At 73.6% G+C, this 24981-nt stretch carries 26 protein-coding genes; 18 read left to right on the top strand and 8 right to left on the bottom strand.

Going from position 1 to position 24981, the window contains the following annotated elements:
* Positions 1-84 precede the first annotated feature (84 nt).
* The 4 genes from K8W59_RS16370 to ccsB are packed head-to-tail and all read left to right on the top strand — an operon-like array spanning position 85 to position 3970.
* Positions 85-507: a TlpA disulfide reductase family protein gene (locus tag K8W59_RS16370; protein WP_223396020.1), complete on the top strand. Its 423-nt coding sequence runs from the start codon at positions 85-87 to the stop codon at positions 505-507.
* Complete coding sequence (locus tag K8W59_RS16365) at positions 500-1276, top strand: cytochrome c biogenesis CcdA family protein (RefSeq protein WP_223396019.1); 777 nt, start codon at positions 500-502, stop codon at positions 1274-1276. The genes K8W59_RS16370 and K8W59_RS16365 overlap by 8 nt, the downstream gene beginning before the upstream one ends.
* Positions 1273-2907 (top strand): cytochrome c biogenesis protein ResB, encoded by a 1635-nt coding sequence (resB, locus tag K8W59_RS16360; protein ID WP_223396018.1) that lies wholly within the window; start codon positions 1273-1275, stop codon positions 2905-2907. The genes K8W59_RS16365 and resB overlap by 4 nt, the downstream gene beginning before the upstream one ends.
* Complete coding sequence (ccsB, locus tag K8W59_RS16355) at positions 2900-3970, top strand: c-type cytochrome biogenesis protein CcsB (protein ID WP_223396017.1); 1071 nt, start codon at positions 2900-2902, stop codon at positions 3968-3970. Before resB ends, ccsB begins: the two co-directional genes overlap by 8 nt.
* 21 nt (positions 3971-3991) lie before the next feature.
* On the opposite strand, the gene K8W59_RS16350 is transcribed toward ccsB, so the two are convergent.
* Positions 3992-4207: a hypothetical protein gene (locus K8W59_RS16350; RefSeq protein ID WP_223396016.1), complete on the bottom strand. Its 216-nt coding sequence runs from the start codon at positions 4205-4207 to the stop codon at positions 3992-3994.
* 76 nt (positions 4208-4283) lie between these two features.
* On the opposite strand from K8W59_RS16350, the gene K8W59_RS16345 reads away from it, so the two are divergent.
* Entirely contained in the window at positions 4284-4547 is a 264-nt protein-coding gene (locus tag K8W59_RS16345) for a DUF4229 domain-containing protein (RefSeq protein WP_223396015.1), read from the top strand.
* 2 nt (positions 4548-4549) lie between these two features.
* Here the strand turns inward: K8W59_RS16345 and K8W59_RS16340 are convergent, their stop codons facing one another.
* Both K8W59_RS16340 and K8W59_RS16335 read right to left on the bottom strand, forming a co-directional pair.
* Positions 4550-4687, bottom strand: a complete 138-nt coding sequence (locus K8W59_RS16340; protein ID WP_223396014.1) for a hypothetical protein — start codon at positions 4685-4687, stop codon at positions 4550-4552.
* 9 nt (positions 4688-4696) lie between these two features.
* A complete protein-coding gene (locus K8W59_RS16335) occupies positions 4697-5575 on the bottom strand; it encodes a 1,4-dihydroxy-2-naphthoate polyprenyltransferase (RefSeq protein WP_223396013.1) in 879 nt (292 codons plus the stop codon).
* 73 nt (positions 5576-5648) lie between these two features.
* On the opposite strand from K8W59_RS16335, the gene K8W59_RS16330 reads away from it, so the two are divergent.
* From K8W59_RS16330 to menD, 3 genes are read left to right on the top strand one after another with little or no spacing between them, the layout of a single operon-like run.
* Complete coding sequence (locus K8W59_RS16330; protein WP_223396012.1) at positions 5649-6698, top strand: AMP-binding protein; 1050 nt, start codon at positions 5649-5651, stop codon at positions 6696-6698.
* The gene (locus K8W59_RS16325) at positions 6691-7647 is read left to right on the top strand and encodes an o-succinylbenzoate synthase (RefSeq protein ID WP_223396011.1); all 957 of its coding nucleotides are present in this window, start codon (positions 6691-6693) and stop codon (positions 7645-7647) included. Before K8W59_RS16330 ends, K8W59_RS16325 begins: the two co-directional genes overlap by 8 nt.
* Positions 7644-9233 (top strand): 2-succinyl-5-enolpyruvyl-6-hydroxy-3-cyclohexene-1-carboxylic-acid synthase, encoded by a 1590-nt coding sequence (gene menD, locus K8W59_RS16320; protein WP_223396010.1) that lies wholly within the window; start codon positions 7644-7646, stop codon positions 9231-9233. Before K8W59_RS16325 ends, menD begins: the two co-directional genes overlap by 4 nt.
* A gap of 10 nt (positions 9234-9243) precedes the next feature.
* On the opposite strand, the gene K8W59_RS16315 is transcribed toward menD, so the two are convergent.
* Entirely contained in the window at positions 9244-10329 is a 1086-nt protein-coding gene (locus K8W59_RS16315) for a hypothetical protein (RefSeq protein ID WP_223396009.1), read from the bottom strand.
* Positions 10330-10477: 148 nt separating this feature from the next.
* Here K8W59_RS16315 and K8W59_RS16310 point away from each other — a divergent pair, with 148 nt between their 5' ends.
* The 5 genes from K8W59_RS16310 to K8W59_RS16290 all read left to right on the top strand — a co-directional run bounded on the left by K8W59_RS16310 (position 10478) and on the right by K8W59_RS16290 (position 13957).
* Positions 10478-10702, top strand: coding sequence for a hypothetical protein (locus K8W59_RS16310; RefSeq protein ID WP_223396008.1), 225 nt, complete (start codon positions 10478-10480; stop codon positions 10700-10702).
* 62 nt (positions 10703-10764) lie between these two features.
* Positions 10765-11820: a cupin domain-containing protein gene (locus K8W59_RS16305; protein WP_317846282.1), complete on the top strand. Its 1056-nt coding sequence runs from the start codon at positions 10765-10767 to the stop codon at positions 11818-11820.
* Positions 11817-12728: a sucrase ferredoxin gene (locus K8W59_RS16300; protein WP_223396007.1), complete on the top strand. Its 912-nt coding sequence runs from the start codon at positions 11817-11819 to the stop codon at positions 12726-12728. Before K8W59_RS16305 ends, K8W59_RS16300 begins: the two co-directional genes overlap by 4 nt.
* 4 nt (positions 12729-12732) lie before the next feature.
* Complete coding sequence (locus K8W59_RS16295; protein WP_223396006.1) at positions 12733-13545, top strand: helix-turn-helix transcriptional regulator; 813 nt, start codon at positions 12733-12735, stop codon at positions 13543-13545.
* 19 nt (positions 13546-13564) lie between these two features.
* On the top strand, positions 13565-13957 hold the full coding sequence (locus K8W59_RS16290; protein ID WP_223396005.1) for a VOC family protein: 393 nt from the start codon (positions 13565-13567) through the stop codon (positions 13955-13957).
* A 12-nt stretch (positions 13958-13969) separates the two neighbouring features.
* On the opposite strand, the gene K8W59_RS16285 is transcribed toward K8W59_RS16290, so the two are convergent.
* Entirely contained in the window at positions 13970-14908 is a 939-nt protein-coding gene (locus K8W59_RS16285; RefSeq protein WP_223396004.1) for an NADP-dependent oxidoreductase, read from the bottom strand.
* Positions 14909-14998: 90 nt separating this feature from the next.
* Between K8W59_RS16285 and K8W59_RS16280 the strand changes: the two genes are divergently transcribed.
* Positions 14999-15589, top strand: a complete 591-nt coding sequence (locus K8W59_RS16280; protein WP_223396003.1) for a hypothetical protein — start codon at positions 14999-15001, stop codon at positions 15587-15589.
* Here the strand turns inward: K8W59_RS16280 and K8W59_RS16275 are convergent.
* From K8W59_RS16275 to K8W59_RS16265, 3 genes are read right to left on the bottom strand one after another with little or no spacing between them, the layout of a single operon-like run.
* Positions 15570-16784 (bottom strand): MFS transporter, encoded by a 1215-nt coding sequence (locus K8W59_RS16275; protein WP_223396002.1) that lies wholly within the window; start codon positions 16782-16784, stop codon positions 15570-15572. The genes K8W59_RS16280 and K8W59_RS16275 overlap by 20 nt on opposite strands.
* 31 nt (positions 16785-16815) lie before the next feature.
* The gene (locus K8W59_RS16270; RefSeq protein WP_223396001.1) at positions 16816-17655 is read right to left on the bottom strand and encodes an aldo/keto reductase; all 840 of its coding nucleotides are present in this window, start codon (positions 17653-17655) and stop codon (positions 16816-16818) included.
* Positions 17656-17683: 28 nt separating this feature from the next.
* The gene (locus K8W59_RS16265; RefSeq protein ID WP_223396000.1) at positions 17684-18574 is read right to left on the bottom strand and encodes a LysR family transcriptional regulator; all 891 of its coding nucleotides are present in this window, start codon (positions 18572-18574) and stop codon (positions 17684-17686) included.
* A gap of 105 nt (positions 18575-18679) precedes the next feature.
* Between K8W59_RS16265 and K8W59_RS16260 the strand changes: the two genes are divergently transcribed.
* The 4 genes from K8W59_RS16260 to K8W59_RS16245 are packed head-to-tail and all read left to right on the top strand — an operon-like array spanning position 18680 to position 24938.
* On the top strand, positions 18680-21856 hold the full coding sequence (locus K8W59_RS16260) for a DUF3604 domain-containing protein (RefSeq protein ID WP_223395999.1): 3177 nt from the start codon (positions 18680-18682) through the stop codon (positions 21854-21856).
* Positions 21853-23454 carry a BCCT family transporter gene (locus tag K8W59_RS16255; protein WP_223395998.1) on the top strand — a complete coding sequence of 534 codons (1602 nt, stop codon included), beginning with the start codon at positions 21853-21855 and terminating at the stop codon, positions 23452-23454. The genes K8W59_RS16260 and K8W59_RS16255 overlap by 4 nt, the downstream gene beginning before the upstream one ends.
* Positions 23451-24404 (top strand): ABC transporter substrate-binding protein, encoded by a 954-nt coding sequence (locus K8W59_RS16250; RefSeq protein WP_223395997.1) that lies wholly within the window; start codon positions 23451-23453, stop codon positions 24402-24404. The genes K8W59_RS16255 and K8W59_RS16250 overlap by 4 nt, the downstream gene beginning before the upstream one ends.
* A gap of 33 nt (positions 24405-24437) precedes the next feature.
* The gene (locus K8W59_RS16245; protein WP_223395996.1) at positions 24438-24938 is read left to right on the top strand and encodes an Hsp20/alpha crystallin family protein; all 501 of its coding nucleotides are present in this window, start codon (positions 24438-24440) and stop codon (positions 24936-24938) included.
* Positions 24939-24981 lie beyond the last annotated feature (43 nt).

The raw sequence follows: 24981 nt of genomic DNA, 5'->3' as shown, positions 1-24981 counted from the left end.
GACGGCACCGGCGACAAGGGGTACATCTCCGGGAACGGGCAGATCACCCTGCTCGACCCCGCCGAGCGCGAGCAGCCGATCGAGTTGGCCGGCGAGGACCTGCAGGGCGACCCCGTGTCGGTGACGAAGATGCGCGGGAAGGTCGTGGTGATCAACGTGTGGTGGTCGCTGTGCCCCCCGTGTCGCACCGAGATGCCCGAGCTGGTCGAGGCGTCCGAGGAGCTCGGCAAGGATGCCGAGTTCGTCGGGATCAACATCCGGGACAACGCCGTGGAGTCGGCGCGCCTGTTCGCCGAGCAGTTCAAGGTGCCCTATCCCTCGATCTACAGCCCCGACGGGCAGGCGCTGCTGCCCTTCGCCGGGACCCTGTCGCCGCGGACCATCCCGAGCACCGTCGTGCTGGACCGCCAAGGCCGGATCGCCGCCACGGTGATCGGCCCCATCCCGTCGAAGAACACCTTCGTCGACCTCGTCGAGGGCATCGCCGCGGAGCCTGCCGATGGGTGACTGGTTCTCCGCGACCGCCGGGTCCGGGACGCTGCTGCTGGCGCTCCCCGTGGCCCTGGTCGCGGGTCTGGTCTCCTTCTTCTCCCCGTGCGTGCTGCCGCTGGTGCCGGCGTACTTCTCCTATGCCACCGGGATCTCCGGCGCGGACCTGACCGAGGGCTCGCGCGTGCGCGCGCGGCGCAGTCGGATGCTGCTCGGCTCGGTGCTGTTCGTGCTCGGCTTCGCAGTGGTCTTCGTGATCCTCGGAGCGGCCTCGGGCGCCGTCGGCAGCTGGCTCGCCGCCCCCGACAACGCCCGGCTGATGCAGGTCGTGCTCGGCGTGCTCACCATCGTCCTCGGCCTGGTCTTCCTCGGCGCCGTGCCGCTGCTCCAGCGTGACTGGCGGGTGCACCGCGTGCCGTCCGTCGGGCTCGCCGCCGCCCCTGCGCTCGGCTTCCTCTTCGGGCTCGGCTGGACCCCCTGCATCGGGCCCACCCTGGGCGTGATCACCACGATGGCGATGCAGGAGGCGACCGCGGGGCGGGGAGCGCTGCTGTCGGGCGCCTACGCCCTCGGCCTCGGTGTGCCCTTCATCATCGGCGGTCTGGCCTACGAGCGGCTGCTGGGCGCGATGGGTTTCGTACGCCGGCACCTGCGCGCCGTGAACATCGCCGGCGGTCTGCTGATGATCGGCGTCGGCATCCTGCTGCTCACCGGCTGGTGGGCCGAGCTGACCACGATGCTGCAAGCCTGGATGGTCGAACGAGAGCTGTGGAAGTCCGCCCTATGAGCACCACCACCGATCAGCCCCGCACGTCCGCCCCCGGGCCCGAGCCGGAGCGGCGGTCCGGCGAGCTCGGCTTCGTGGAGCTGCTGCGCTGGACCTGGCGCCAGCTCACCTCGATGCGCACCGCGCTGATCCTGCTCCTGCTGCTGGCGCTCGCCTCGGTGCCGGGCTCCTTCATCCCGCAGAAGGGCGTGGACGCCCTCAAGACCTCCACCTGGCAGGGCCAGCACCCCAAGCTCACCCCGATCTACGAGCGCCTCGGGCTCTTCGAGGTCTACGACTCGCCCTGGTTCGCGGCGATCTACCTGCTGCTCGGGCTCTCGGTCATCGGCTGTGTCGTGCCGCGGCTGCGGATCTACTGGAAGGCCATGCGGGCCGCGCCCGTCCGGGCGCCGCGCTACCTGACCCGGATGCCCGACCACGCGACGTACACCACCGACGCCTCGCCCGAGGAGGTGCTCGAGCGCGCCGAGCGGGTGCTGCGCGAGCGGCGTTTCCGGGTCGCGGACCGCAGCCCCGGGGGGCCGGGTGCCGACGCGGTCGCCGCGGAGAAGGGCAAGCTGCGCGAGGCCGGGAACCTGGTCTTCCACTTCTCCATCCTCGTGGTGATGGTGGGCTTCGCGATCGGGTCGCTGTTCGGCTACAAGGGCGGCGTGATCGTGCCGGTGGACGGCGGCGGGTTCTCCAACAACCTCACGCAGTACGACGACTTCGACCCGGGCACCTTCTTCGACCCCGCCGGCATGGAGCCGTTCTCCTTCCAGATCCAGGACTTCACCGTCGACTGGGTGGAGTCGGGCCGCAACCAGGGCATGTCCCGCGGCTTCGTCTCCGAGATCACCTACAAGGAGAGCCCGGACAGCCCGCAGAAGGACTACCACCTGCGGGTCAACGAGCCGCTGTCGATCGGCGGCACCGACGTGTTCCTCATCGGGCACGGCTACTCGCCCGTGGTGACCATCCGCGACGGCACCGGCAAGGTGGTCGCGACCGGGCCGACGGTGTTCCTGCCGCAGGGGCAGGACCTGTTCTCCTTCGGCGTCATCAAGGCGCCCTACGCCAACCCCGACCAGATCGGGCTCGAGGGCGTCTTCTACCCGACCTACGTCAAGATCGACGGCGACCCGATCAACGTGATGGGCGACGACCGCAACCCCACGCTGTCCATGCAGGTCTACCGCGGGGACCTCGGGCTCGACGACGGGTCGCCGCAGTCGGTCTACATCCTGGACAAGGACCGCGCCACCCAGGTGATGCGGCCCGACGACCCGGAGCGCCCGCTGCGGATCGACCTGCAGCCGGGCCAGCGGGTGCGGCTGCCCAACGGGCTCGGCAGCGTCTCCTTCGACGGTGTCGAGGAGTGGAACCGGGTGCAGATCTCCCGCACCCCCGGCATGTGGCTCACCCTGAGCGGCGTCGTGGCGGCCCTGATCGGCCTCATGGGCTCGCTGTTCATCCGGCCCCGACGGGCCTGGGTGCGCGCCCGTCGGGGGGAACAGGGCATACTGGTGGAGGTGGCCGTGCTCGACCGGTCCGGCGGAGCGGACGTGACGCCCGAGCTGGATGCGGTGGTGGCGGCCCTGCAGGGCCGTGACGACGGCCCGGACGACCCGAGGAGGGCGAGAGATGAGTGACCTGGCATGGGAAGCCCTGAGCGACCAGGCGATCGCGGCCGCAGGGGTGCTCTACTTCGTGGCGCTGCTCGCCTATCTCGTGGAGTGGGCGGCGCTGCGGTCGGTCGAGCGGGAGCCCGCGGCCGCGGCCGCGACGTCCACCGCGACGACGTCCTCCTCGACCGGTGCTGACGCGGCGCGGGGCGACGTACTCGTGGCCGAGGGACCGGCCTCCGACGCCCTCGACGCCTCTGACACTTCTGCGGACCGCTCGCGGACGGCGGAGCTCGGCGCGCGTCTCGGGCTGGTCCTGCTGGCGATGGCGGCCGTGGTCCACCTGGTCGGCCTGGTCGCGCGCGGGCTGGCCGCGGACCCGAACCGGGTGCCGTGGGGCAACATGTACGAGTTCACCGCCTCGGGCACCTTCTTCGTCACCGTGATCTTCCTGGTGCTCTACCGCCGCTACTCGCTGCGCTGGCTGGGCCCGATCGTCGCGGGCTTCGTGCTCTCGGTGCTGATGGTCGCGGTGCTGTGGCTGCGGGCGCCGGTCTCGCCGCTGCGGGAGGCGCTGAACTCGGAGTGGCTGGTGATCCACGTGGTCGCGGCCGTCATCGCCACCGGCGCCTTCACCGTGGCGGGCATGGCGTCGGTGCTCTTCCTGGTCAAGGACCGCCAGGAGCGGCGCGGCAAGCCGATGACCGGCTACCTCGCCCGCGTCCCGTCGAAGGAGAAGCTGGACCTGCTGTCCTACCGGGTGCACGCCTTCGCGTTCCCGGTGTGGACCTTCGCGGTGCTCATCGCGGGTCCGATCTGGGCCTACGAGGCGTGGGCGTCGTACTGGAACTGGGACCCCAAGGAGGTCTGGGCGTTCATCACCTGGGTGCTCTACGCGGCCTACCTGCACGCCCGCGCGACCGCGGGGTGGAAGGGCCGCAGCGCGGCCTGGCTGGCGCTGATCGGCATGGCGACCCTGTGGTTCAACTTCATCGGGATCAACTACTTCTCCTCGACCTCGCAGCACTCCTACGCCGCGCCGGCGGTCGTGGAGGCCCCGGTCGCGCCGGGCGGCTCGCCGGGGGCCTGACCGGCCGGTACGCCGACCCGGTCACTCGCCGTCGTCGGGGTCCTGCTTGCGCCGCCGGCGCTCGTCGCGCTCGAGGCGCCAGAGGAAGTCGGGGTCGTCGTCGGGACCCATCGGCCGCGGCGGGGGCAGGGGCGCGCCACCGCGACCGCCCGGCCCGGCGGCGCGGCGCTCCAAGAACCGGACGGTGAGATAGATGGCCACCGCCAGCACGAGCACCACGAGAAGGAACTTGCCCACGACCCCAGCCTAGGAGCGCCCTGGTTGCCCGGCCCGGCCGGCTCCGCCTGCGGCCCCGCCGCGTAGACTGGGGGCCGTGAAGGAGTTCTGGACCTATACCGCGCTGCGGCTGCTGTTGCTCCTCGGCACGTTCATCGTCGTCCTGCTGGTGTGGTCGCTCTTCACCGAGGGCGAGGTGCCGCTGTTCTGGTCGGTGCTCGTCGCCTTCGTGCTCTCCGGCGCCCTCTCCTTGGTGCTGCTGAACCGTCCGCGCAAGGAGTTCGCCCAGCGGGTCGAGAGCCGCGCCGCGCGCGCCTCGAAGCGGCTGGAGGACATCCGCGCCCGCGAGGACGCGGACTGAAGTCAGCGGCGCTTGCGCTGCTCCAGCTGACGCCGGATGCGGTCCTCCGGCTGGCCGAGGACCTTGGCGAGCAGCGGCACGCGGAGCTTCCACGCGGCCACGGCGCCGACGACGATGATCAGCAGGATGATCCAGCCCATGCCGTCAGCCTACGCCCCGTGCACGAGCAGCCCGAGCGCGACGAGGAGCGCCCAGACGAGCTGCGCGACGCCGGTCTGCTGGAGGACCGGGATGAGCGCGGGGCCGGTGGCGCCGCCGAGCACGACCCGGACGGCGCGGCCCGCGACGACCAGGAAGCCCAGTCCGAGCAGCGCCCACCACGTGGTGGCGGCCGCGACGGCGACGACCGCGGCGGCTGCGGCGAGCACGAGCAGCGCATAGAGCCCGCGGGTCCGCTCGGCCCCGAGCCGCACCGCCAGGGTGCGCTTGCCGGCGACGGTGTCGCTGGGGATGTCGCGCAGGTTGTTGGCGACCAGGATGGCGCAGGCCAGTGCGCCGATCCCGACGGCGGCGTAGAGCGCCGGCCACTGCCAGCGCTCCGCCTGGACGTAGGCCGTCCCCGTCACCGCGACCAGCCCGAAGAAGACGAACACCATCACCTCGCCCAGGCCGAGGTAGCCGTAGGGCCGCTTCCCGCCGGTGTAGAACCAGGCCGCCAGGATGCACACCACACCCACGGCGACCATCCACCAGGCGGTGGTGGCCGCCAGCACCAGCCCGGCCAGGCCCGCGACGCCGAAGGAGACGAAGGCCGCCGCCTTGACGGCCGCCGGGCTGGCCGCGCCCGAGCCGACCAGGCGCATCGGCCCGACCCGGTCGTCGTCGGTGCCGCGGATCCCGTCGGAGTAGTCGTTGGCGTAGTTCACGCCGACCTGCAGGGCCAGGCTCACCACCAGCGCGAGCAGCGCCTTCCACCAGACCGCGCGATCGGCGTACGCCGCGACCGCGGTGCCCGCGAGCACGGGTGCGACGGCGGCCGGAAGGGTGCGCGGGCGGGCGCCGGCGAGCCAGTCAGCGGGGGAGGTCACCGGGTGATTCTGGCAGGCGGCTCCGGCGTCCCCTGTCCCCGGTCGCGACCGGCCCACCGGATAGCGTGCCCGGGTGGACGTGCTGCAGCCGACCGGCGATGCCCGCGCCGATGTCGAGGCGCTGGCCGGGTGGCTGGAGGCCGAGGACGAGAGGCGGCTGCTGATCGAGACCTCCGGGTCGACCGGCCGTCCCAAGAGGGTGCTGCTCTCCCGAGCGGCGGTGCTCGCCTCCGTCGACGCCTCGGCCCGTCGGGTCGGCACGGGGCGGTGGGTGCTGGCGCTGCCGAGCTCGTACGTCGCCGGGGTCCAGGTGGTCTGCCGCTCCCTGGCCGCGGGTCGCGAGCCCGTGCTCGCCGACGACCACGGCTCGCTGGCGGACGCCGTACGCGCGGCGGGTGAGGACGCCTGCGTCTCGCTCGTCCCGACCCAGCTGCACCGGGCGATGGCCGACGCCGCGACCACCGAGGCGCTCGCGGCGGCGGGAGTCGTGCTGCTCGGCGGCGGGCCGATCGACCCCGCGCTGCGGGCGCGCGCGGAGGAGGCCGGCGTGCCGGTGGTGGCGACGTACGGCGCCTCGGAGACCGCGGGCGGGTGCGTCTACGACGGCTACCCCCTGGACGGGGTGGGCGTGATCGTCGGGACCGACGGGCGGGTCCGGCTCGGCGGGCCGACGATCTTCGACGGCTACCTCGACGATCCCGAGCTGACCGCGGAGACGCTCGTGGACGGGTGGTACGTCACCTCCGATGCCGGGCGGCTCGATGAGGACGGACGACTGCAGGTGCTCGGACGGCTCGACGACGTGGTGGTCAGCGGCGGCGTGAAGGTGCCCCTCCCGGCGGTCGCCGCCCGGCTGCGTGAACACCCCCGCGTCGAGGCGGCCGAGTGCGTCGGGGTCGCCGACCCCGAGTGGGGGACCCGCGTCGTGGCGGTCGTGGTGTCGACGAGCGCCGACTCGGCGGGGGTGAGAGTGGGGGTTGCCGCGGGGGAGCTGCGGGAGTGGGTGGCGCAGCGGCACCCGCGCTCCTGGGCGCCGCGGGAGGTGCGGGTCCTGGACGCGCTGCCGCTGCTGGCCAACGGCAAGGTGGACCGCCGGGCGCTGGAGGGGTTGGCCGATGACTGAGGACACGCTGACGGTGCTGTCCATCCCGATGCGCACCCGGTTCCGCGGGATCACCGAGCGAGAGGTGGCGCTGCTGCGCGGGCCCGGGGGCTGGGGCGAGTGGTCGCCGTTCCTGGAGTACGACGCCCGGGTGGCCGCGCCGTGGCTGCGCTGCGCGGAGGAGGCCGCCGCGGGGGACTGGCCGGAACCGGTGCGCGACCAGGTCCCGGTCAACGCCACCGTCCCGGTCATCGAGCCCGAGCGCGCCTTCACCCTGGTCCGCGAGTCCGGCTGTGCGACGGCCAAGGTCAAGGTGGCCGACCCCGGCACCACCCTGGGCCAGGACGCCGACCGGCTCTCCGCCGTACGCGACGCGCTCGGCCCGCAGGGCCGGATCCGGGTCGACGCCAACGGCCTGTGGGGCGTCGACGAGGCGGTCGCCGCGATCCGCGAGCTGGACCGCGCGGCCGCGGGCCTGGAGTACGTCGAGCAGCCCTGCGCCACCGTCGAGGAGCTCGCGCTCGTGCGGCGCAAGGTGGACGTGCCGGTCGCGGCGGACGAGTCGATCCGAAGGGCGGAGGACCCCTACCGGGTGCGCGACCTGGAGGCGGCCGACGTCGCGGTGCTCAAGGTGCAGCCGCTGGGCGGGGTGCGCGCGTGCCTGCGGATCGCCGAGGACATCGGCCTCCCGGTCGTGGTCTCCAGCGCCCTGGAGACCAGCGTCGGGATCGCGGCCGGGGTCGCGCTGGCCGCGGCGCTGCCGGAGCTGCCCTACGCCTGCGGGCTGGCGACCGTCGCGCTGCTCACCGACGACGTGGCGCTCGAGCCGCTGCTGCCGGTGGCGGGTCGGCTCCCGGTCGGCCGTCCCGAGGTGGACCCGGCGGCGCTGGAGCGGCTGGCCGCCCCGCCCGAGCGGGTCGAGCACTGGGAGCGCCGCCTGGCCGCCGTACGGCAGGATCAGCGCTCGTGACCGACTCCACCACCCTGGCCCGCGACGTCCTGCGCGCGCTGGTCGAGGCCGGCGTCCGCGAGGTCGTGCTGGCCCCGGGCTCGCGCAACGCGCCGCTGGCGTTCGCGGCCCACGACGCCGCCGAGGCGGGCGCGCTGCGTCTGCACACCCGGCTGGACGAGCGCACCGCCGGGTTCCTCGCGCTGGGGCTGACCAAGGGCGGGTCGCGGGCGGCGGTGGTGTGCACCTCGGGTACGGCGGTGGCGAACCTGCACCCGGCGATGCTGGAGGCCGCGCACGCGGGCGTCGCGCTGGTGGCCGTGACCGCCGACCGGCCGATGCGGCTGCGCGGGACGAGCGCCAACCAGACCACGCGGCAGCCCGGCATCTTCGGCCCGGACGTGGCCGGCTTCGACCTGGCGGCAGAGGACACGCTGCCGGACGACCTGGACGTGGCCGACCGGCCGGTGCACCTGAACCTGCAGCTCGACGAGCCGCTGATGCCCGACGGCGCCTGGACCGACCCGCCGGGTCGCGCCGAGCGCCGGGGGTCGGCCTGGCGGCGCACCGACGAGCCGGTGACGATCCCGACCGGCCCGCGCACCTTGGTGGTCGCCGGCGACGACGCCGGGCCGCCCGCCCGGGTGCTCGCCGAGCAGGCGGGCTGGCCGCTGCTGGCCGAGCCGTCGAGCGGGTCGCGGACGGGGGAGAACGCGATCCGGACCTACCGGCTGCTGCTGGCCGGCGAGCTCGGGGAGCGCGTGGAGCGCGCGGTCGTCTTCGGCCATCCGACGCTGTCCCGCCCGGTGACCCGGCTGCTGGGGCGGGCCGACGTCGAGGTGTGGGCGCGGGCCCCCGAGCCGGGGGTGGCGACCCGGCGCCCATTCGAGGTGGCGCGCACGTTCTCCACCGCTCGGGCCGACGCGGACGATGCCGACTGGCTGGCGGAGTGGAAGGCCGCGGACGCCGATGTGTCGCGCCGGCTGGACACACTGCTGGCCGCCGAGCCGGGAGTGACGCCGCACGAGGTGGCCGGTGCGGTGAGCGCCGCCGTACCCCCCGACGGGCTGCTGGTCGTCGGCGCGTCGAGCCCGATCCGCGACCTGGACCTGATGGTGGCGAAGTACGCCGTCGGCGACCGCCGCAAGGTGATCGCCAACCGCGGTCTGGCGGGCATCGACGGCACCGTGTCGACCGCGATCGGCGCGGCGCTGGGCCGGCCCTCGAGCCGGGCGTTCGCACTGATGGGCGACGTGACGTTCCTGCACGACACCACCGGGCTGATGCTCGGTCCGGTCGAGGAGCGGCCGGACCTGACGATCGTGGTGGCCAACGACGACGGCGGCTCGATCTTCACGATGCTGGAGCAGGGCGCGGTGGAGTACGCCGACCGCTACGACCGGCTGTTCGGCCTGCCGCACGGCGTCGACCTGGCGGCCTTGTGCGCCGCGACCCGGACCCCGCACTGGCGGGTGGAGTCGCTGCCCGAGCTGCAGCAGGCGCTCGCCTCGCCCAACGGCGGCATCGAGGTGGTCGAGGTGCGCGTACGCCGGCACGACCGGCGGGCGCTCGACGAGCGGATCCGCGGACTGGTCGCCACGACCTGACGCAGCCAGATCAGCGTCTCTGGGCGTCCGCCTCGCGCTCGGCGATCGCGCGCACCTTCGGCTGCTCGGCGGCGGGGACCTCGAAGAGCTCGAAAAGGTCGGGCAGCCGCTCGGGTGGCAGCGCCTGCACCGAGGTGGTGTTCTCCGACCTCCGCGGTGCCCGGAAGAGAGCGGAGGTGCCCAGGTGGTCGCGCGCGACCCGCTCGTTGCCCGAATCCCACCGGCCCATGAACGCGTCGAGCTCGGTGTCGGGCAGCGTCAGGGTCGGGCCGCCGATCCCGGCGCGGCGCAGCCGCCCGACCCGGTGGCCGTTCGCGATCAGCCTCGGCCGTGCCCCCTGGTGCTCGACCAGGTAGAGGTTGTGCACGCGCAGCATCTCCACGGCGAGTGCGGAGACGCTCTCATTCGCGTCGCCCTGGGCCGGCGTCAGGTCCTCGGTCACCGACAGCCCGGCCGCGTCGAGGAAGTCGGTCACGATCGATCCGTCCCTCATCTGCGCCCGCTCGAACGGCCGCACCGCCAGGTGGTCCGGCCCCACCCGCTCCTGCCAGAGTGCCAGGCGGCCGGCGTAGTCGTAGAACGAGCTGCGGTCCTGCGCCGCCCACGCGTCCAGCCGTTGCAGGCCGCCCGCCTTCACCACCTGCTGGTAGCGGCTGGCCAGGTGATCGTCTTGTCGGCGGAGATAGACGACCAGGCGCAGCGAGCGACCCCACCCGTCGGCGAACTCACGGAGGCGGTCCATCGCCGCCGGGCTGGAGCTGAAGAGCGCCTCGTCGGAGAGCAGCAGCGTCGGCAGACCCGCCGCCGCGACCTCTGCCCGCAGCTGCCGCTCCACCCGGCGGCGGAACACCGCGGGTGCCGGCCGGTCGGGCTTGCGCCGCCAGTCGTCGGAGCGCACGAGCTCGCCGTCGGGGCGCAGGTACATGCCGAACCGGGTATGCCGGAACCGTCCCGGCGAGGCGGGGAACAGGGCGCCGGCGCTCGCCAGCGCACCGGGGTTGGCCCGCAGATGCTGCTGGATCACCGTGGTCCCGGTCTTGCCGGTGCCCAGGTGGACGACGAGATCGACCGGGTCGACGGGTCCCGCGCCAGCCATCGCCCACCTCTCGCCTCGTGCTGGAAACAGCGCTGCGCAGCCTACCCACGAGACCACCAGAAGGGGGGTTGAGCCCCGGGGCGCCGGACCGCGAGACTGACCGCGACGGGCCGGACCCGCCGGCTCTCGGACAACCAGGAGGCATCGCATGACCAACACGCCTGATGAGCCGCTCGAGGACAAGGACATGACGACCACCGGTCCCGAGGGCGGCAACATGCCGGTCAGCGGCGGCGGCGACGCGGACGGCACCGACGGCGGCGACGCCGACGGAACCGACGGCGACTCGACCGACACCACCGACGGCGACTCCAGCGACGCGGACGGCACCGACGGCGGCGACGCCGACGGCACCGATGGGGCGTCGTCCTGACCGCGCTCGACCTTCTCAGCGGCGACGCCCAGACCTTCGTCTCGAAGGTCTGGGCGTCCCGCGTGCACCTGCACCGCACCGATCCTGCCGACCTGGTCGGGCTGCTCTCGCTCGACGACGCGGACCGGCTGCTGACGTCGACCGCGATCCGCACCCCCGCCGTACGCATCGCCAAGGACGGCTCGGTGCTGCCGCAGTCGTCCTACACCCGCTCCGGCGCGACCATCGCCGGCCAGGCGCTCACGGGCCTGCTCGACACCCGCAAGGTGCTCGACCTCTTCGCCGACGGCGCCACGATCGTCTTCCAGGGTCTGCACCGCTACTGGTCGCCGCTGACCGACCTGGTCGCCGAGCTGGAGCTGGAGCTGGGCCACCCGTGCCAGGCGAACGCCTACCTCACCCCGCCGGGCAACCAGGGCTTCGCCGTCCACTCCGACTCCCACGACGTCTTCGTCTTCCAGACCGCCGGCACCAAGCAGTGGGAGGTGCACCACGACGGTGAGGCCGAGGACGTGCTGCTGGAGCCGGGGCTGTCGATGTATCTGCCCACCGGCACCCCGCACGCCGCCCGCGCCCAGGACACCGTCAGCCTGCACGTCACCATCGGCATCAACCAGCTCACCTGGCGCGGCCTCGTGCGGCGCAGCGTCGAGCGGCTGCTGGCCGAGGTCGACGACGGGCACCTGCCCGCGGGGTACGTCGACGACCCGACCGCGCTGCGGGACGGGCTGGCCACCCGGCTGGCCGCCGTGGCTGAAGAGGTACGGCGCCTCGACCCGGCCGACGCCGCGGACCGCGAGATCGAGCGCTTCCTCACCACCCGGCCGGCCCGCCTCGCGGGCGGCGTGCGCGACGTGCTCGCGGTGGACGAGATCGCCGACGACACCGCCCTGCACCGCCGGCCCGGCCACCCCTGCGTCCTCGTCGAGGACGGCGAGCGCCTCAAGGTGCTGCTCGGCGACCGGGTGCTGACCGTCCCCGGCCGGCTCCGTCCCGCCATGGAGGAGGTCAGGGCGCGGCCCACGCTGACGCCCGCTGACCTCGCCGCGCACCTGGACGAGCAGAGCAGACTGGTGCTGTGCCGCCGACTGGTCCGCGAGGGGCTGCTCACCCGGTGAGCCTGCCCGCCGACTTCCGCTGCTCGGCCGCGGCCCGCGAGCGTGCGGACGCCCTGGCCGGGACCGCGTCCACGGTCCGCTCGTTCCTGCTGGTCGAGAACTCCGGGCCGTGGGGCCGCGACGCGCTGCTGGACTCGCGGCTGCCCGAGGGGCTGGGCCGCGAGCTGAAGGCGGCGGCGGGCCGGGCCGGCGTACGCGCGCTCCTCATCCGCCGCGGGGCCCGGTCCGGCACCGACGAGGGGATCCGGGTCTTCGCCGCGCACGCCACGCCGGGACACACCTGGCTGGCCACGACGCACCTCGCGTCCTACCACCAGCTGCTCCGGCTGGACCTGGCGTCGCTGGGCCGCGGGGAGTGGCCGCAGGGCTGGCAGGCCACCGCCGGCCCGCTCTTCGCCACCTGCACCCACGGCAAGCACGATGCCTGCTGCGCCGAGCGCGGCCGCCCCGCCGCCCTGGCCGTCCGGGAGGCCGCGGGCGAGGCCGCCTGGGAGGTCTCCCACATCGGCGGCGACCGGTTCGCCGGCAACATGGTGGTGTTGCCGTGGGGGCTCTACTACGGCGGCCTGGACGAGCAGAACGCTGCCGGGGTGGTCGCCGCGCATCGCCGCGACCGCGTCGACCTCGCGCTCCTGCGCGGCCGGTCGTCGTACCCCATGCCCGTGCAGTACGCCGACATCGCGCTGCGCCGGCACCTGGACGCGACCGGGATCGGCGCGGTGACGGTCCGCTCCGCCGAACGGGACGGCTCACTGACCCGCACCGTGCTGGCCCACGACGGCACCGACTGGGCCGTCGACGTCCGCACCGAGCCCCGCGGCCACGCGCGGCTCACCTGCACGGCCCAGCGCGACAACCCGCTGCCGGTGCACGAGGTCGTGCGACTGGAGCGGACCGGTCTAGCCTGATCATGTGCCGGCCGTCACCCGCGCCCTGCACCCGGCGCTGGCGCCGTACGTCGTCAGCTGCGTCGGGTTCGACTTCGTGCTGCCGCCCGAGACGGTGCACCACGGGCTGCCGTCGCCGACGCTGACCGTGGTGCTCTCCTTCGACGAGCCGCTGGACTGCGGCTGGCTCGGCGAGGAGGGTTCGGAGGACTACTGGTCGCTCGTCTCGGGGCTGCACGACACACCGGCCCTGATCCGCACCCACGGACGTCAGCACGGCCTGCAGCTGGCGCTCACCCCGCTGGGCGCGCGGGCCCTGCTGGGGCTGCCGGCCGGCGAGCTGGGGCGGACGATCGTCTCTCCGGAGGCGACCCGCGAGCTGCGGGAGGCACTCCCCGGCGACCTGCACGACCGGTTGTCGTTCGCCGGCTGGGCCGAGCGGTTCGACGTGGTCGAGGCCCACCTGCTCGCGCGGCTGCATCACGACGAGCGGCCGTCCGAGATGGTCGATCCCGTCGCCGAGGCCTGGCGGCTCCTGGTGGACTCGGGCGGCCGGCTCGCCGTCGACGAGGTCGCCGTGAGGGTCGGCTGGTCGCGGCGGCACCTGCAGGCCCGGTTCGCCGCCGAGTTCGGCATCGGGCCGAAGCGCCTGGGCCGGGTCGTGCGCTTCGACCGGGCGCACCGGCTGCAGGAGTCCGGCGTGCCGCTGGCCGAGGCCGCTCACCGGGCCGGGTACGCCGACCAGTCCCACCTCCACCGGGACTGGCGGGTCTTGGCCGGTCAGACGCCCCGGGAGACCGCCGAGGACTTCCCAATCGTCCTATCCGAGGTGGGGTAGCCCCCGGCAGCCTGCTGGCATGACCACACCACAGCTCTACTCCTGTCTGCGCTTCACCGACGCCGAGCGGGCCATCGACTTCGTCAGCGCGCTCGGGTTCGCGGAGGTGCTCGTCGTGCGCAGCCCCGACGACCCCGCGATCATCGAGCACGCCCAGTTCCGCTGGCGGGACAACGGCGGGATCATGCTCGGCTCCGAGCGGGACGGGGTCGGACCCACCGTCGGCTCGGGGTGCGTCAACCTCGTCGTCGCCTCCGACGAGGACGTCGACCGGGTCCTCGCCGCGGCCCTGGGCGCCGGGGGTCGGCAGCTCAACGAGCCTTCGCATGCGCCGTACGGCGGCCGCAACGTCGCCGTCGCCGACCCCGAGGGCAACGTCTGGAACATCGACTCCTATCCCGGCGAGGAGTGACCCCGCCGAGGCTCAGCCGACCTCGAGCACGACCTTCCCCCGGGCGTGGCCCTCCTCCAGGAGCCGCTGCGCGTCGGCGGCGCCCTCGAGGGGGAACGTCTGCCCGACCTCGATCGACAGGTCCCCGGTGGCGAGCAGCCCGCCCACCTGCGCGAGCACCGCGCGATCGGGCGAGATCGACGGGATGTGCGCCTCGATTCCCCGCTCCTGCGCGGGGGTCAGGTCGGCGAGGGTGGGGAGGACGACGACGCGGCCGCCGGGCGCCAGGTGATCCAGCGACGGCTCGAAGGTGGAGAAGTAGACCCCGTCGAGCACGACGTCCGGCGGCGGGACGACCGACCGGAAGTCCTCCGAGGCGTAGTCGACCGGCGTAGCCCCCAGCGAGCGCACCCGGTCGGCCTTCTCGGCGCTCGCCGTGCCGTAGACGCGCGCACCGGCTCGCACCGCCAGCTGCACCATGAGCTGGCCGACGCCGCCCCCGGCGCCGTGCACCAGCACCGTCTCGCCGGGCTGCACGCGTGCCAGGTCGTGGACGGCGGTCCACGCGGTGTACGACGCCAGCGCGGCGCCGCCCAGCACCGTGGAGGGGACCCCGTCGGGCGCGGGGGCGAAGGCGGAGGCGTCGACCGCGACCTGTTCGGCGTAGCACCGCCCGACCGGGTCGGAGAGCGCGACCATCCCGAAGACCCGCTGCCCGGGCTCGAGGTCGGCCCCCTCGCCCGCGGACTCCACGACGCCGCAGCACTCCCGGCCCAGCACCAGGGGGAAGTCCTCGGGCGCGATCCTCGCCGCCAGCCCGGAGGACCCGTCGCGGATCTTGTGGTCCAGCGGGTTCACCCCCGCGGCCTCCACCCGGACCACCACCTGGCCCGGCCCCGCCTGCGGGGCGGGTGCCTCGGCCACGTAGAGCTCCTCGGGTCCGCCGAAGCGGTCGATCTGCATCTGACGCATGGCCCCACCGTGGACGACCTGGCTTGGAGTGTCCACCCGCCGTCGTGAACAATGAGCACGCACCGTCCGACCCCGAGCACCGGAGCCAGCGTGAGTGACCAGGCCGACCAGCCGTCGCCGTACGACGAGGGCGAGCCTGCCGAGCGCCCGGTGCTGTGGGGGCTCGTCGCCCTCCTCGGCGTGGGCCTGGTGATCGGGCTGCTGGCCGCCGGCGGCGTCACCGTCGCGGTGAAGGTCCTGGGTCTCGGCGGGGACGAGGGACAGGCCGCGGCCGGCGGGTCCTCCGGCGAGCAGTCGATGTACCTCCCGACGCCGAGCCCCACCACCTCCGGAGGCGAGGACGGGGCGGGCCCGCTGGTCTCCGGCGCGGGCAAGCAGCCCTCGGAGTCCGGGTCGGCCAGCGAGGGCACCCAGCCGATCAACCTGACCGCCGGCCAGGACTCCGTGGGGGCGATGGAGCAGATCGACCTCACCGGCGACTACGACGGCGGCGAGGGTGCCGTGCTGCAGGTGCAGCGCAAGGAGTCCGGCTCCTGGAGCGACTTCCCCGTGACGGTCACGGTGAGCGGCGGCCAGTTCACGACCTACGTCCAGACCGGGCAGACCGGGAAGAACATCTTCCGCGTGGTCGACTCCAACACCGGCGAGGCCTCGAACCCGGTCACGGTCCAGGTGGGCTGACCCGCAGCTGCCGGTCCACCCCGAGGACGGCGTGGGCCACCCAGGCGGTTCCCAGCAGGGACAGCACGCCGATCACCACGCAGGCCACGGCCAGGGGCGCGACCAGTGCCGCGCCGCTCACCAGCAGCGGCCCGCTCGACGTGCCGATCGCCCCGCACAGGCGCCAGGCGCCGAGGAACTGCGAGCGCCCCGAGGTGGGCGCGGTGTCGGCTCCCAGGGTCATCACGATGCCCGAGCCCAGCCCGTTGCCCAGGGCGATCAGCGACATCACCAGCGTGACCCCGACCGGCCCGTCGGTCAGCGGCAGCAGCAGCGCGCCCACGGCGACGGAGAGGACGACGGGTACGGCGACCACGGTGCGGCCGACCCGGTCCATGACCCAGCCGCCCGGGATCAGGAAGGCCAGGTCGATTGCGGCGGTGATCGCGAAGATCAGGCTGATCGTGCTGCCCGGCAGCCCGATGAAGTCCGCCCACAGCGGCAGCAGCGAGGTGCGCACCGACCGGGAGGCGCCGATGACGATCACCGCCGTGCCGACGACGGCCAGCACCCGGCGATGCTCCCGCAGCACCGACCACACCGAGGGGCGCGGCCCCGCCGCCGCGGCCAGGTGCTCGGCCTCCCCGAGATCGGTCACGACCGCGGCGAGCAGCCCCGCGGCCAGCGAGGTGCCGCAGGCGAGCCAGAAGACGGCCGGCAGGCCGGACCAGTGGATGAGGCCCGCCCCGAGCACCGGGCCGACGAGGACGCCGACCCGGAACGTGCCGCCGAGCAGCGACATCGCGCGGGCGCGGAACGCCATCGGGACGGCCAGGATCATGAAGCCCTGCCGGGCGATGAGGAAGGCCGTCCACGCGACGCCGCTGACGAACGCCGCCGCACCCAGCAGCCACGGCGTCGGGGCGAGTGCCGCACCGGCCATCGCGACCGCGTCGACGACGCCCGCCCAGACCAGCATCCGGCGCTCGCCGATCCGGGCGATCACCGCGCCGCTGGGCAGGGAAGCCAGCAGCATCCCGAGCGGCATCAGCGCGACGACCAGCGCGGCGGTGCTGTAGCTGGCGCCCAGGGCCCGCGCCTGCAGGGCCAGGACCGGCCCGACGGCGCCGTACCCGACCGAGGCGACCAGGCTCGGCCCGTAGGCCGCCAGCCAGACGTCGCGCAGCCGGAAGTCGGAGGAGGGGCCGGCGGTCACCGGCCCCTCCTGGACGACGTGGACCCGAGGGTCACTCGGGGACGTAGTCGAAGGTGTCCGGGTTGGGGCCGCGGCGACCCTCCTCGCCCCGGTTCAGCCCGTCGATCCTCGCCATCTGGTCGGAGTCGAGGTTGAAGTCGAAGATCTCGAAGTTCTGCTGCAGCCGCTCGCGGTTGTTCGACTTCGGGAAGACGATGTCGCCGCGCTGCACGTGCCAGCGCAGGGTCACCTGGGCCGGGGTGCGCCCCGTCTCCTCGGCGATCGCGGTGATCACCGGGTCGGTCAGGACGTCACCCTGGGCGATCGGCGACCACGCCTCGGTGGCGATCTGGTAGTCGGCGTCGGCCCGGCGGACCGCCTCGTTGGCGAAGTAGGGGTGCACCTCCACCTGGTTGACCACCGGCACCACGCCGGTCTCGTCGATGATCCGCTTGAGGTGCTCGGGCTGGAAGTTGGAGACGCCGATGGAGCGCACGTCGCCGGCGCCGCGGAACTCCTCCAGCGCCTTCCAGGTCGCCACGAAGTCACCGTCGTAGAGCGTCGGCAGCGGCCAGTGGATGAGGAACAGGTCGATCGGGCCGAGCTTCTCCAGGGACTCGTCGAGCGCGCGCCGCGCCGCGTCGGGCTCGTGGTAGCCGTTGTTCAGCTTGGTGGTGACGTAGAGGTCCGAGCGCTGGATGCCGGAGTCGCGGATCGCCTGGCCGACCTCCGCCTCGTTGCCGTACATCTGCGCGGTGTCGATGTGGCGGTAGCCGACCTCGAGGGCGTCGCTCACCACCTGGGCGGTGCGGCCGGGCTCGACCTGGAAGACGCCCACGCCGAGCTGGGGGATGTTGGTGCCGTCATTGAGCTGGATGCTGGGAACAGTCATGCCAGCCATGACACCACCAAGCGCACAACTATTCCTCACCCGGGCGGCCGGTCTCCGCCGTGGCCAGCGCCAGGAACTGCTCGGCCAGCGGCCCCAGCCCGTCGGCGCGCCAGACCAGCCGCACCTCCAGCTTCATCTCCTGCTGCAGGGGCAGGACCCGGACACCGCGGGTCGCGGACTCCTCGGCCAGCCGGTCCGGCAGCAGCGCCGCCCCGGCGCCGGCGAGCACCATCGGCACCACCGACGCCAGGTGCGCGGTGCGTACGGCGGGCGCGATCGGCTCGCTCCCCGCGCCGAGGAAGGACCGCGTGAGGTGGTGCAGCGACGTGCCGGGTGGGGTGCTGATCACCCCCACGGCGCGCAGGTCCGCCGGCGTCACCACCGTGGTGCCCGGCAGCGCCCGCGGCGGCAGCACCGCCACCAGACGCGGCCGCGCCAGCACCAGGCCGCGCAGGCTGCGGTCGGTCACCTCGCCCTCGACCAGGCCGAACTCCTGGTCGCCCGCGCGCAGCTGCTCCAGCACCTCGGTGCGGTCCTCGGGATCGGCGATCACGAAGTCCACGGCCGGATGCAGGCGGCGGAAGGTCCCGACCAGCTGGGCCAGCGGCTCCATCGACCACAGGGTCGTGGTGATGATCCGCAGCGACCCGGAGTCGGTCTCGCCCACGCTGCGCACCGCGCCCTGCGCCAGGGCGAAGGCCCGCAGCGTGTGCCGGGCCGGGGCGACCAGCGCCTCGCCCGCTGCGGTCAGGCGCACCCCGCGGCCCAGGCGCTCGAAGAGGCGCACGCCCAGGGTGCGCTCCAGTGTCGCGATCGCGTGCGACAGCGAGGGCTGGGAGATGTGGTGGCTCCGGGCGGCCGCGGTGAAGCTGCCCGCGTCCACGACGGCGAGGAAGTACTCCAGCTGGCGGCGATCCATAGAGATCGTCTATCAGAGGGGTAGAGAACCCGTCTAGCGCAGTCGTGGGCCGCCGCCGGGTGATCGACCTAGCCTATCGAGCACCACCGGAGAGGAGGCTCGACCATGCCCGAGGCGCCACTGGACCAGGGGATCTGGGGCGGAGGCGGCTCGCCCCACCCCGTGCACGCCCACCACTGTGGCGACCACGACCACCATCTGGGGGAGTACACCGACAAGCAGCGCGCCGACCTGGACCTGGTGCTCGCGTTTAACCGGGACATGGCCGCCGCGATCGACGCCGGCCGGGACCTGGTGGCCGTGGAGTCCGCGCTCGACCCGGACCCGCTGCGCTACATGTGGGTCGACGAGGGTGCCGGGCGGATCCCCGAGATGATCGAGACGGCGCGGACGGCGCTGACCGCCGCCCCCGACCTCCCCGGGCACCGCCGGCTGGACGCCGCCACCGTCGAGGGCTCCGAGCGGGCCGCCCGGCCGACCGTGGCGGCCGGCCCGGACGGCAGCACCCTGACCGCCTGGGTGGAGTGGGTGCCCGACGAGGGGGACGTGCTGCGGGCGACGCTGCTCGGCCCGGGAGGCGGCACGGCGAGCGCCGAACGGCTCACCGCCGGCCGGCTCGACCTCTACAGGCCGACCGCCCTGATCACCTCCGACGGCACTCCCTGGGTCTTCTTCGGCGGCGGCGAGGTCGCCGGCGAGGTGGCGGTCTGGGCGGTGCGTCGCGGCCCGGACGGGTGGACCGAGCCCGAGCGGGTCAGCACGGGCGAGCACCCCGCCTTCAACCAGGAGGCGGTCGCCGTCGGGGACGGCGGCATCGAGCTGTGCTGGCAGGGTCGCCGGGGCGACCGGTTCGCCGTCTTCTCCCGGAGCTACGACGGAGCCTGGGGGCCGACCGCGCACGTCACCGAGGACGTCGACGTGAACGTCTGGGACCCCGCGGTCGCGACCTTCGCCGACGGGACCCTGGCGCACGCCTGGTCGGAGTACCGGGACGGCCGTTACCGGGTCGCGCTCCGTCGTACCTCCCCCGACGGGACCCGCTCGCGGCCGGTGACCCTCCCCGGCGACGGCTACGCGCTCCACCCCAGCCTCGCGGTCACCACCGACCAGCGGCTGTGGTGCGCCTACGACCTGGTCACGGTGCCGCAGCACGGCGGCAGCGGGCCGACCCGGCTCCGGCCGAACCCGGGGCCCGACGAGGACCCCGACGCCGGACGGTGGCGGCCCCGGCAGGGTGGTGCCGAGGTGCCGCCGGAGCTGCTGCGGGAGATCCGCTCCGAGATCGCCGTGGTGTGCGTGGACGAGGACGGATCCGTGGGCACCGCGCCGGGACGGCTGGCGCCCGACCTGGACGTCGTCCCCGCGGCGCTGCCGAAGCTCGCCGCCACCGACGACGGCGGCCTGACGGTCGTCTACCGGATCCACCGCAAGCTGCCGCTGATGACGTTCTACTGGGAGGTCGCGGCGCAGACCCTCGGGGCGGAGGGCTGGCAGGCGCCCGCCACCGTGCGGCACAGCGACGGGACGCTGCAGGAGGTCGGCCTGGCGGTCCTCCCCGGCAGGGTCGAGGTGGCGTTGCAGACCGACCACCGGCTCGAGCGGGCGCTGCGGTGGACTGAGGGCTTCGGCGGTCGCGAGTGCCCCTACCTGCTCGACCATCACGGCTCGGTCGTATGGCACGGCGTGCACGGCACTGGGCACGTGAGCATCGCGACCGTGCCAGTGGCGGGGGAGGTCGCGGCGCCCACCCGACCCGCTCCGCAAGGCGAGGCGCCCCGCGAGGACGTCCGCGGCTGGGCCACGACCCCCGAGCGGGTCGACCGCTACGTCGCCCGGGTCGGCGACCGGGAGTTCACGCTCTTCTGGGGCGACCTGCACCGGCACTCCCTGGTGAGCCGCTGCACCGCCGGCGACGAGCCGCACCTGGAGGACTTCTACCGCTACGCGTGGGACGTGTGCGAGTACGACTTCTGGGCGGTCACCGACCACTCGGAGAACTCCTCGCCCTACCAGTGGTGGGGGATCCAGAAGATCGCCGACCTCTTCCACATCCCGGACCGCTTCGTCCCGCTCTACGGCTTCGAGTGGACCTCGGCCGACCACGGCCACCAGAACGTGATCTACGGCGACGTGGCCCGCGGGGCGCCGATCTTCAGCGCGTTCGCCGACGGCAGCACCGACCCCGCCGGCCTCTGGGCCGGGCTGGCCGAGCATCCGGACTACCCGGCCGTGACGATCCCGCACCACCCCGGAGCGGCGATGGTCTACAACGACTGGGACTTCCACGACCCGCGCTACAGCCGGCTGGTCGAGGTCTTCCAGGCCTGCCGGGGCAGCTACGAGGCCCCCGGCGCCTTCCGGCAGTACTCCGACGCGATCATCGAGGGCACCTTCACCGCCGACGGGCTGGCCCGCGGCCACCGGTTCGGGCTGATCGCCTCCTCCGACCACGGCTTCGGGGCCAGCTACGTCGGCGCGTACGCCCCGTCGTTGAGCCGGTCTGACGTCTTCGATGCCCTGCACGGGCGCCGTACCTTCGCTGCGACGACCCGCGACGTGCTGCTCGACGTCCGGCTCGGCGACGGACCGGACCAGGCCTTCCTGGGCGAGGAGACCGTCGGCACCGGGGCGCGGACCCTGCACGTCCACGGGGAGGGGTACGCCGACCTGGCGCGCGTGGAGATCCTGCGCAACGGCGAGCTGGTGCACGTGCACGCCCCGCGGGTCGCGCCCGAGGGCTGGCTCGAGGTGCCCCTGCGGGTCGAGTGGGGCGGCAGCGACACGACGACCCGCTGGGACGGCCGGCTGGAGGTCCACGGCGGGCGCGTGGTGGCGACGCCCTGCGTCTCGCCGGAGATCGTCTCCGTGGACGAGACGAGCGTCCGCTGGCGGGCGGCCACCCAGAGCTTCGGCACGACGTACGGCGCCCAGCGCGGCGGCGTGGAGCTCACCCTGGTCGGGCCGCCCGACGCCGTGGTCGACCTCGCATGCGGTGACCGCACGGCGCAGGTCCCGCTGGGCCGGCTGGCCGAGGAGCGGCCGGTCGAGGTGCCCGGCACGCCGGGCCACCTGAGACTGCAGCGCGGAACGGGTGGCCTCGCGAGCCTCGGTCGGCGTACGGTCGACCTGACCTGGACCGACCCCGTCGGCGCGAAGGAGCCGGCGTACTACTACGTCCGCCTGCTGCAGACCGATGGCGAGATGGCCTGGTCCTCCCCGATCTGGGTGGACCCGCCGGAGCCGGGCTCCCACGGAGCCGACGAGGGGAATGAGAGCGCATGAGGGGCAGAGCACTCACGGGGGTCGACCCGGCGGTCTTCTGGGGCTCGTCGGTCGGGATCGCGGCCCTGGTCGTCTGGGGCCTGGTCGCGCCCGAGAGCCTCGGCAGCGTGATGGGCACGACCCTGGACTGGGTCATCCGCAACTTCGGCTGGGGCTTCGTGCTGATCGCCACCGCCGGGCTGCTCATGTGTCTCTTCCTGGTGCTGCACCCGTGGGGGAGGATCAAGCTCGGTCCCGACGACGCCGAGCCGGAGTTCCGGACCTTCTCCTGGATCTCCATGATGTTCGCCGCGGGTCTCGGCGCGGGGCTGCTGTTCTACGGCACCGCCGAGCCGATCTCCCACTGGTCCGCGCCCCCGCACGGGCTGGCGAAGCCGCGCACCGACGAGGCCGCGCTGGTCGCGCTGAAGTACACCTACTTCCACTGGGGCTTCAACGGCTGGGCGCTCTACGCGATCCTCGGCGGCGCGATGGCCTACTTCGCCTTCCGCAAGGGCCAGCCGATCCTGGTCAGCGCCACCCTCACTCCGTTCCTGGGTGAGAACGCCTCCACCCGGCCGCTCGGCCGGCTGGTCGACGCGCTGGCGATCGTGGCCACCCTGTTCGGCACCGCCACCGCCCTGGGGCTCAACGGGCTGCAGCTCAACAGCGGGCTGGAGTACCTCTTCGGCATCCCGCGCAGCAACGAGATCGCGGTGCTGGTGATCGTGCTGGTCACCTGCCTGTTCATCCTCTCCGCCGTGACCGGCATCGAGCGCGGCATCCAGTTCCTCGCCGACATGGGCATGTTCGCCACCATCGGCCTCTTCCTGTTCTTCCTGGTCGCCGGAGGCGCGACCGTGCTGGTGATCTCCGAGGGGATCGAGTCGATCGGCGGCTACATCATCGAGGTGCTGCCGATGTCGCTGCGCATGGGCATCGGCGACGAGGACTGGATGGCCGCGTGGACGATCTTCTACTGGGCCTGGTGGATCTCCTGGGCACCCTTCGTCGGCATGTTCGTCGCCCGCATCTCCCGAGGACGCACGATCCGGGAGTTCGTGCTCGGCGTGGTCGCGGCGCCGACCGGCTTCGGGTTCCTGTGGTTCGCGGTCGTCGGCGGCACCGGCATCCAGCTGCAGCGCAGCGGCAGGGCGGATCTGTTGGGCATCGTGGACACGCCCGAGCTCTCCTTCTTCACCGCCCTGGACGCGCTCCCGCTCCCGATGATCAGCTCGTTCGTGGCGATCCTGCTCGTCGCGCTGTTCTTCATCAGCGGCGCCGACGCGGCCTCGGTGGTCATGGCCACCATGGCTACGCGCGGGGCGCTCGAGCCGCCCCGGTTCGTCGTCGTGGTCCTGGGCCTTCTGATGGGCGGCATCGCCTGCGCGATGCTCCTGGTCGGCGGCCTGGGCGCCCTGCAGCAGGCCGCGATCCTCGGGTCGGTGCCGTTCACCTTCGTGGTGATCGCGGTCGCGGTCGCCTGGGTCAAGGCGCTGCGCGAGGAGCCGAGGCCGGGCCGGCAGCCACCCCAGGCGATCCCGCTGGCGCGGCCTTACCGCGCCCCCGCGCGGAGGAACGCGCCCGAGGCCGGGGCCGAGACGGGGGCCGAGTCGTGAGCGCCGCCGTACGTCGTCGTGGCCCGCTGGTCGGACTCCTGGTCGCGCTCTGCCTGGTCCTGGCCGGGTGCGGCGGGGAGCCGAAGGAGACCGGGTCGGCCGGGCAGCCCCAGGGCGCCGCGCTGCGGATCACCATCGGCACCCAGGAGTTCCCCGAGGCGCGGATCCTCGGCGAGCTGTGGCGGCAGGCGCTGGCGGTCAACGGCTACACCGTCGACCTGCGCAAGGGCGTGGGGCCGGCGGCCGACCTCGACCGGCTGCTGCGCGACGGCGAGATCGACGGGTACGTCGCCTACACCGGCACCGTGCTCTCGGTGGTCGCCGGCGAGGACGTCTCCGGGCTCGACCCGCGGCAGACCTACGACCGGGCCAGGGAGTTCTACGCCGGCCGGGACATGGCGATGAGCCCGATGACCGCGTTCGAGAACAAGGACGCGCTCGCCGTGACCACCACGTTCGCCGAGGAGAACGGGCTCACCTCGATCCCGGACCTGGGCGAGCTCGACTCGTTCGTGCTCGGCGCGCGCCCGGAGTTCGAGGACCTCTACCTCGGCCTGAAGGGGCTGGAGCAGGTCTACGACCTGGACAACGCACGGTTCCGCGGCGTCCCGCTGGGCAAGCAGTACGCCGCCCTGGACTCCGGCGACGCGGACGCGGTCGACGCCTTCACCACCGACCCCCAGCTGCGCTCGGGGGACTATCGCCTGCTGACCGACCCCGAGCTGCTCTTCGGCTCGCAGAACGCGGTCCTGACCGTCGGGACGGAGAAGCTGGAGACCATCGGTCGCCAGCGCTTCCTGGCCGTGGTCGGCGGGGTGAACCGCCGGCTCACCCAGGACGAGATGGTGGACATGAACGCGGCGGTCACCGAGGGGCAGGACGAGGAGGACGTCGCCGCGGCGTTCCTCCGGCGCAACGGCCTGGACCAGCCGGTGCGCACCGAGGATTGACCCGATGAGGACCGGCAGACGAGAGGTGGGGCGATGAGTGAGCGACGACCGGGACGGAACCCGTTCGAGGGCGTGACCGACTTCGTCAGCGAGATCAACCGGCTGCGCGCGATCGGCACCGGTCGCGCGACCGCCGCCGAGCAGGTCGAGCGCACCCATGCCAGCGCCTGGGCGCCCGCGACCGACATCTTCGCGCTGGGCGAGGACCTGGTGATCCGGATCGAGCTGGCCGGCGTGCCCCCCGAGGACGTCGAGCTCCGCTTCGCCCAGGGGCTGCTGACCATCACCGGCTACCGCTCCACCGACGGCGCGGACCCCGAGGAGAGCCTCTTCTACACCCGCGAGCGCTACTACGGCGAGTTCCGCCGGGTGATCACCCTGCCCGAGGGGATCGAGCCCGAGGACGTCACCGCGACCTTCGAGCACGGCCTGGTCGAGGTCGTGGTGCACCAGGGCGCGGCGGTGGCCGATCCGGGGCACCGGATCGACCTGGCCGCCCAGCGCGAGGAGCCGCAGCGCCGCACCCTGGGCTGAAGCCGTCGAAGAATTTCTCGCGGACCGGGAATGATCCGCGCCT

Source organism: Nocardioides rotundus (assembly GCF_019931675.1).
GTDB lineage: Bacteria > Actinomycetota > Actinomycetes > Propionibacteriales > Nocardioidaceae > Nocardioides > Nocardioides rotundus.
Note: the sequence above shows the minus strand (reverse complement) of the source record. Positions and strands in the feature narration are given on the sequence as shown.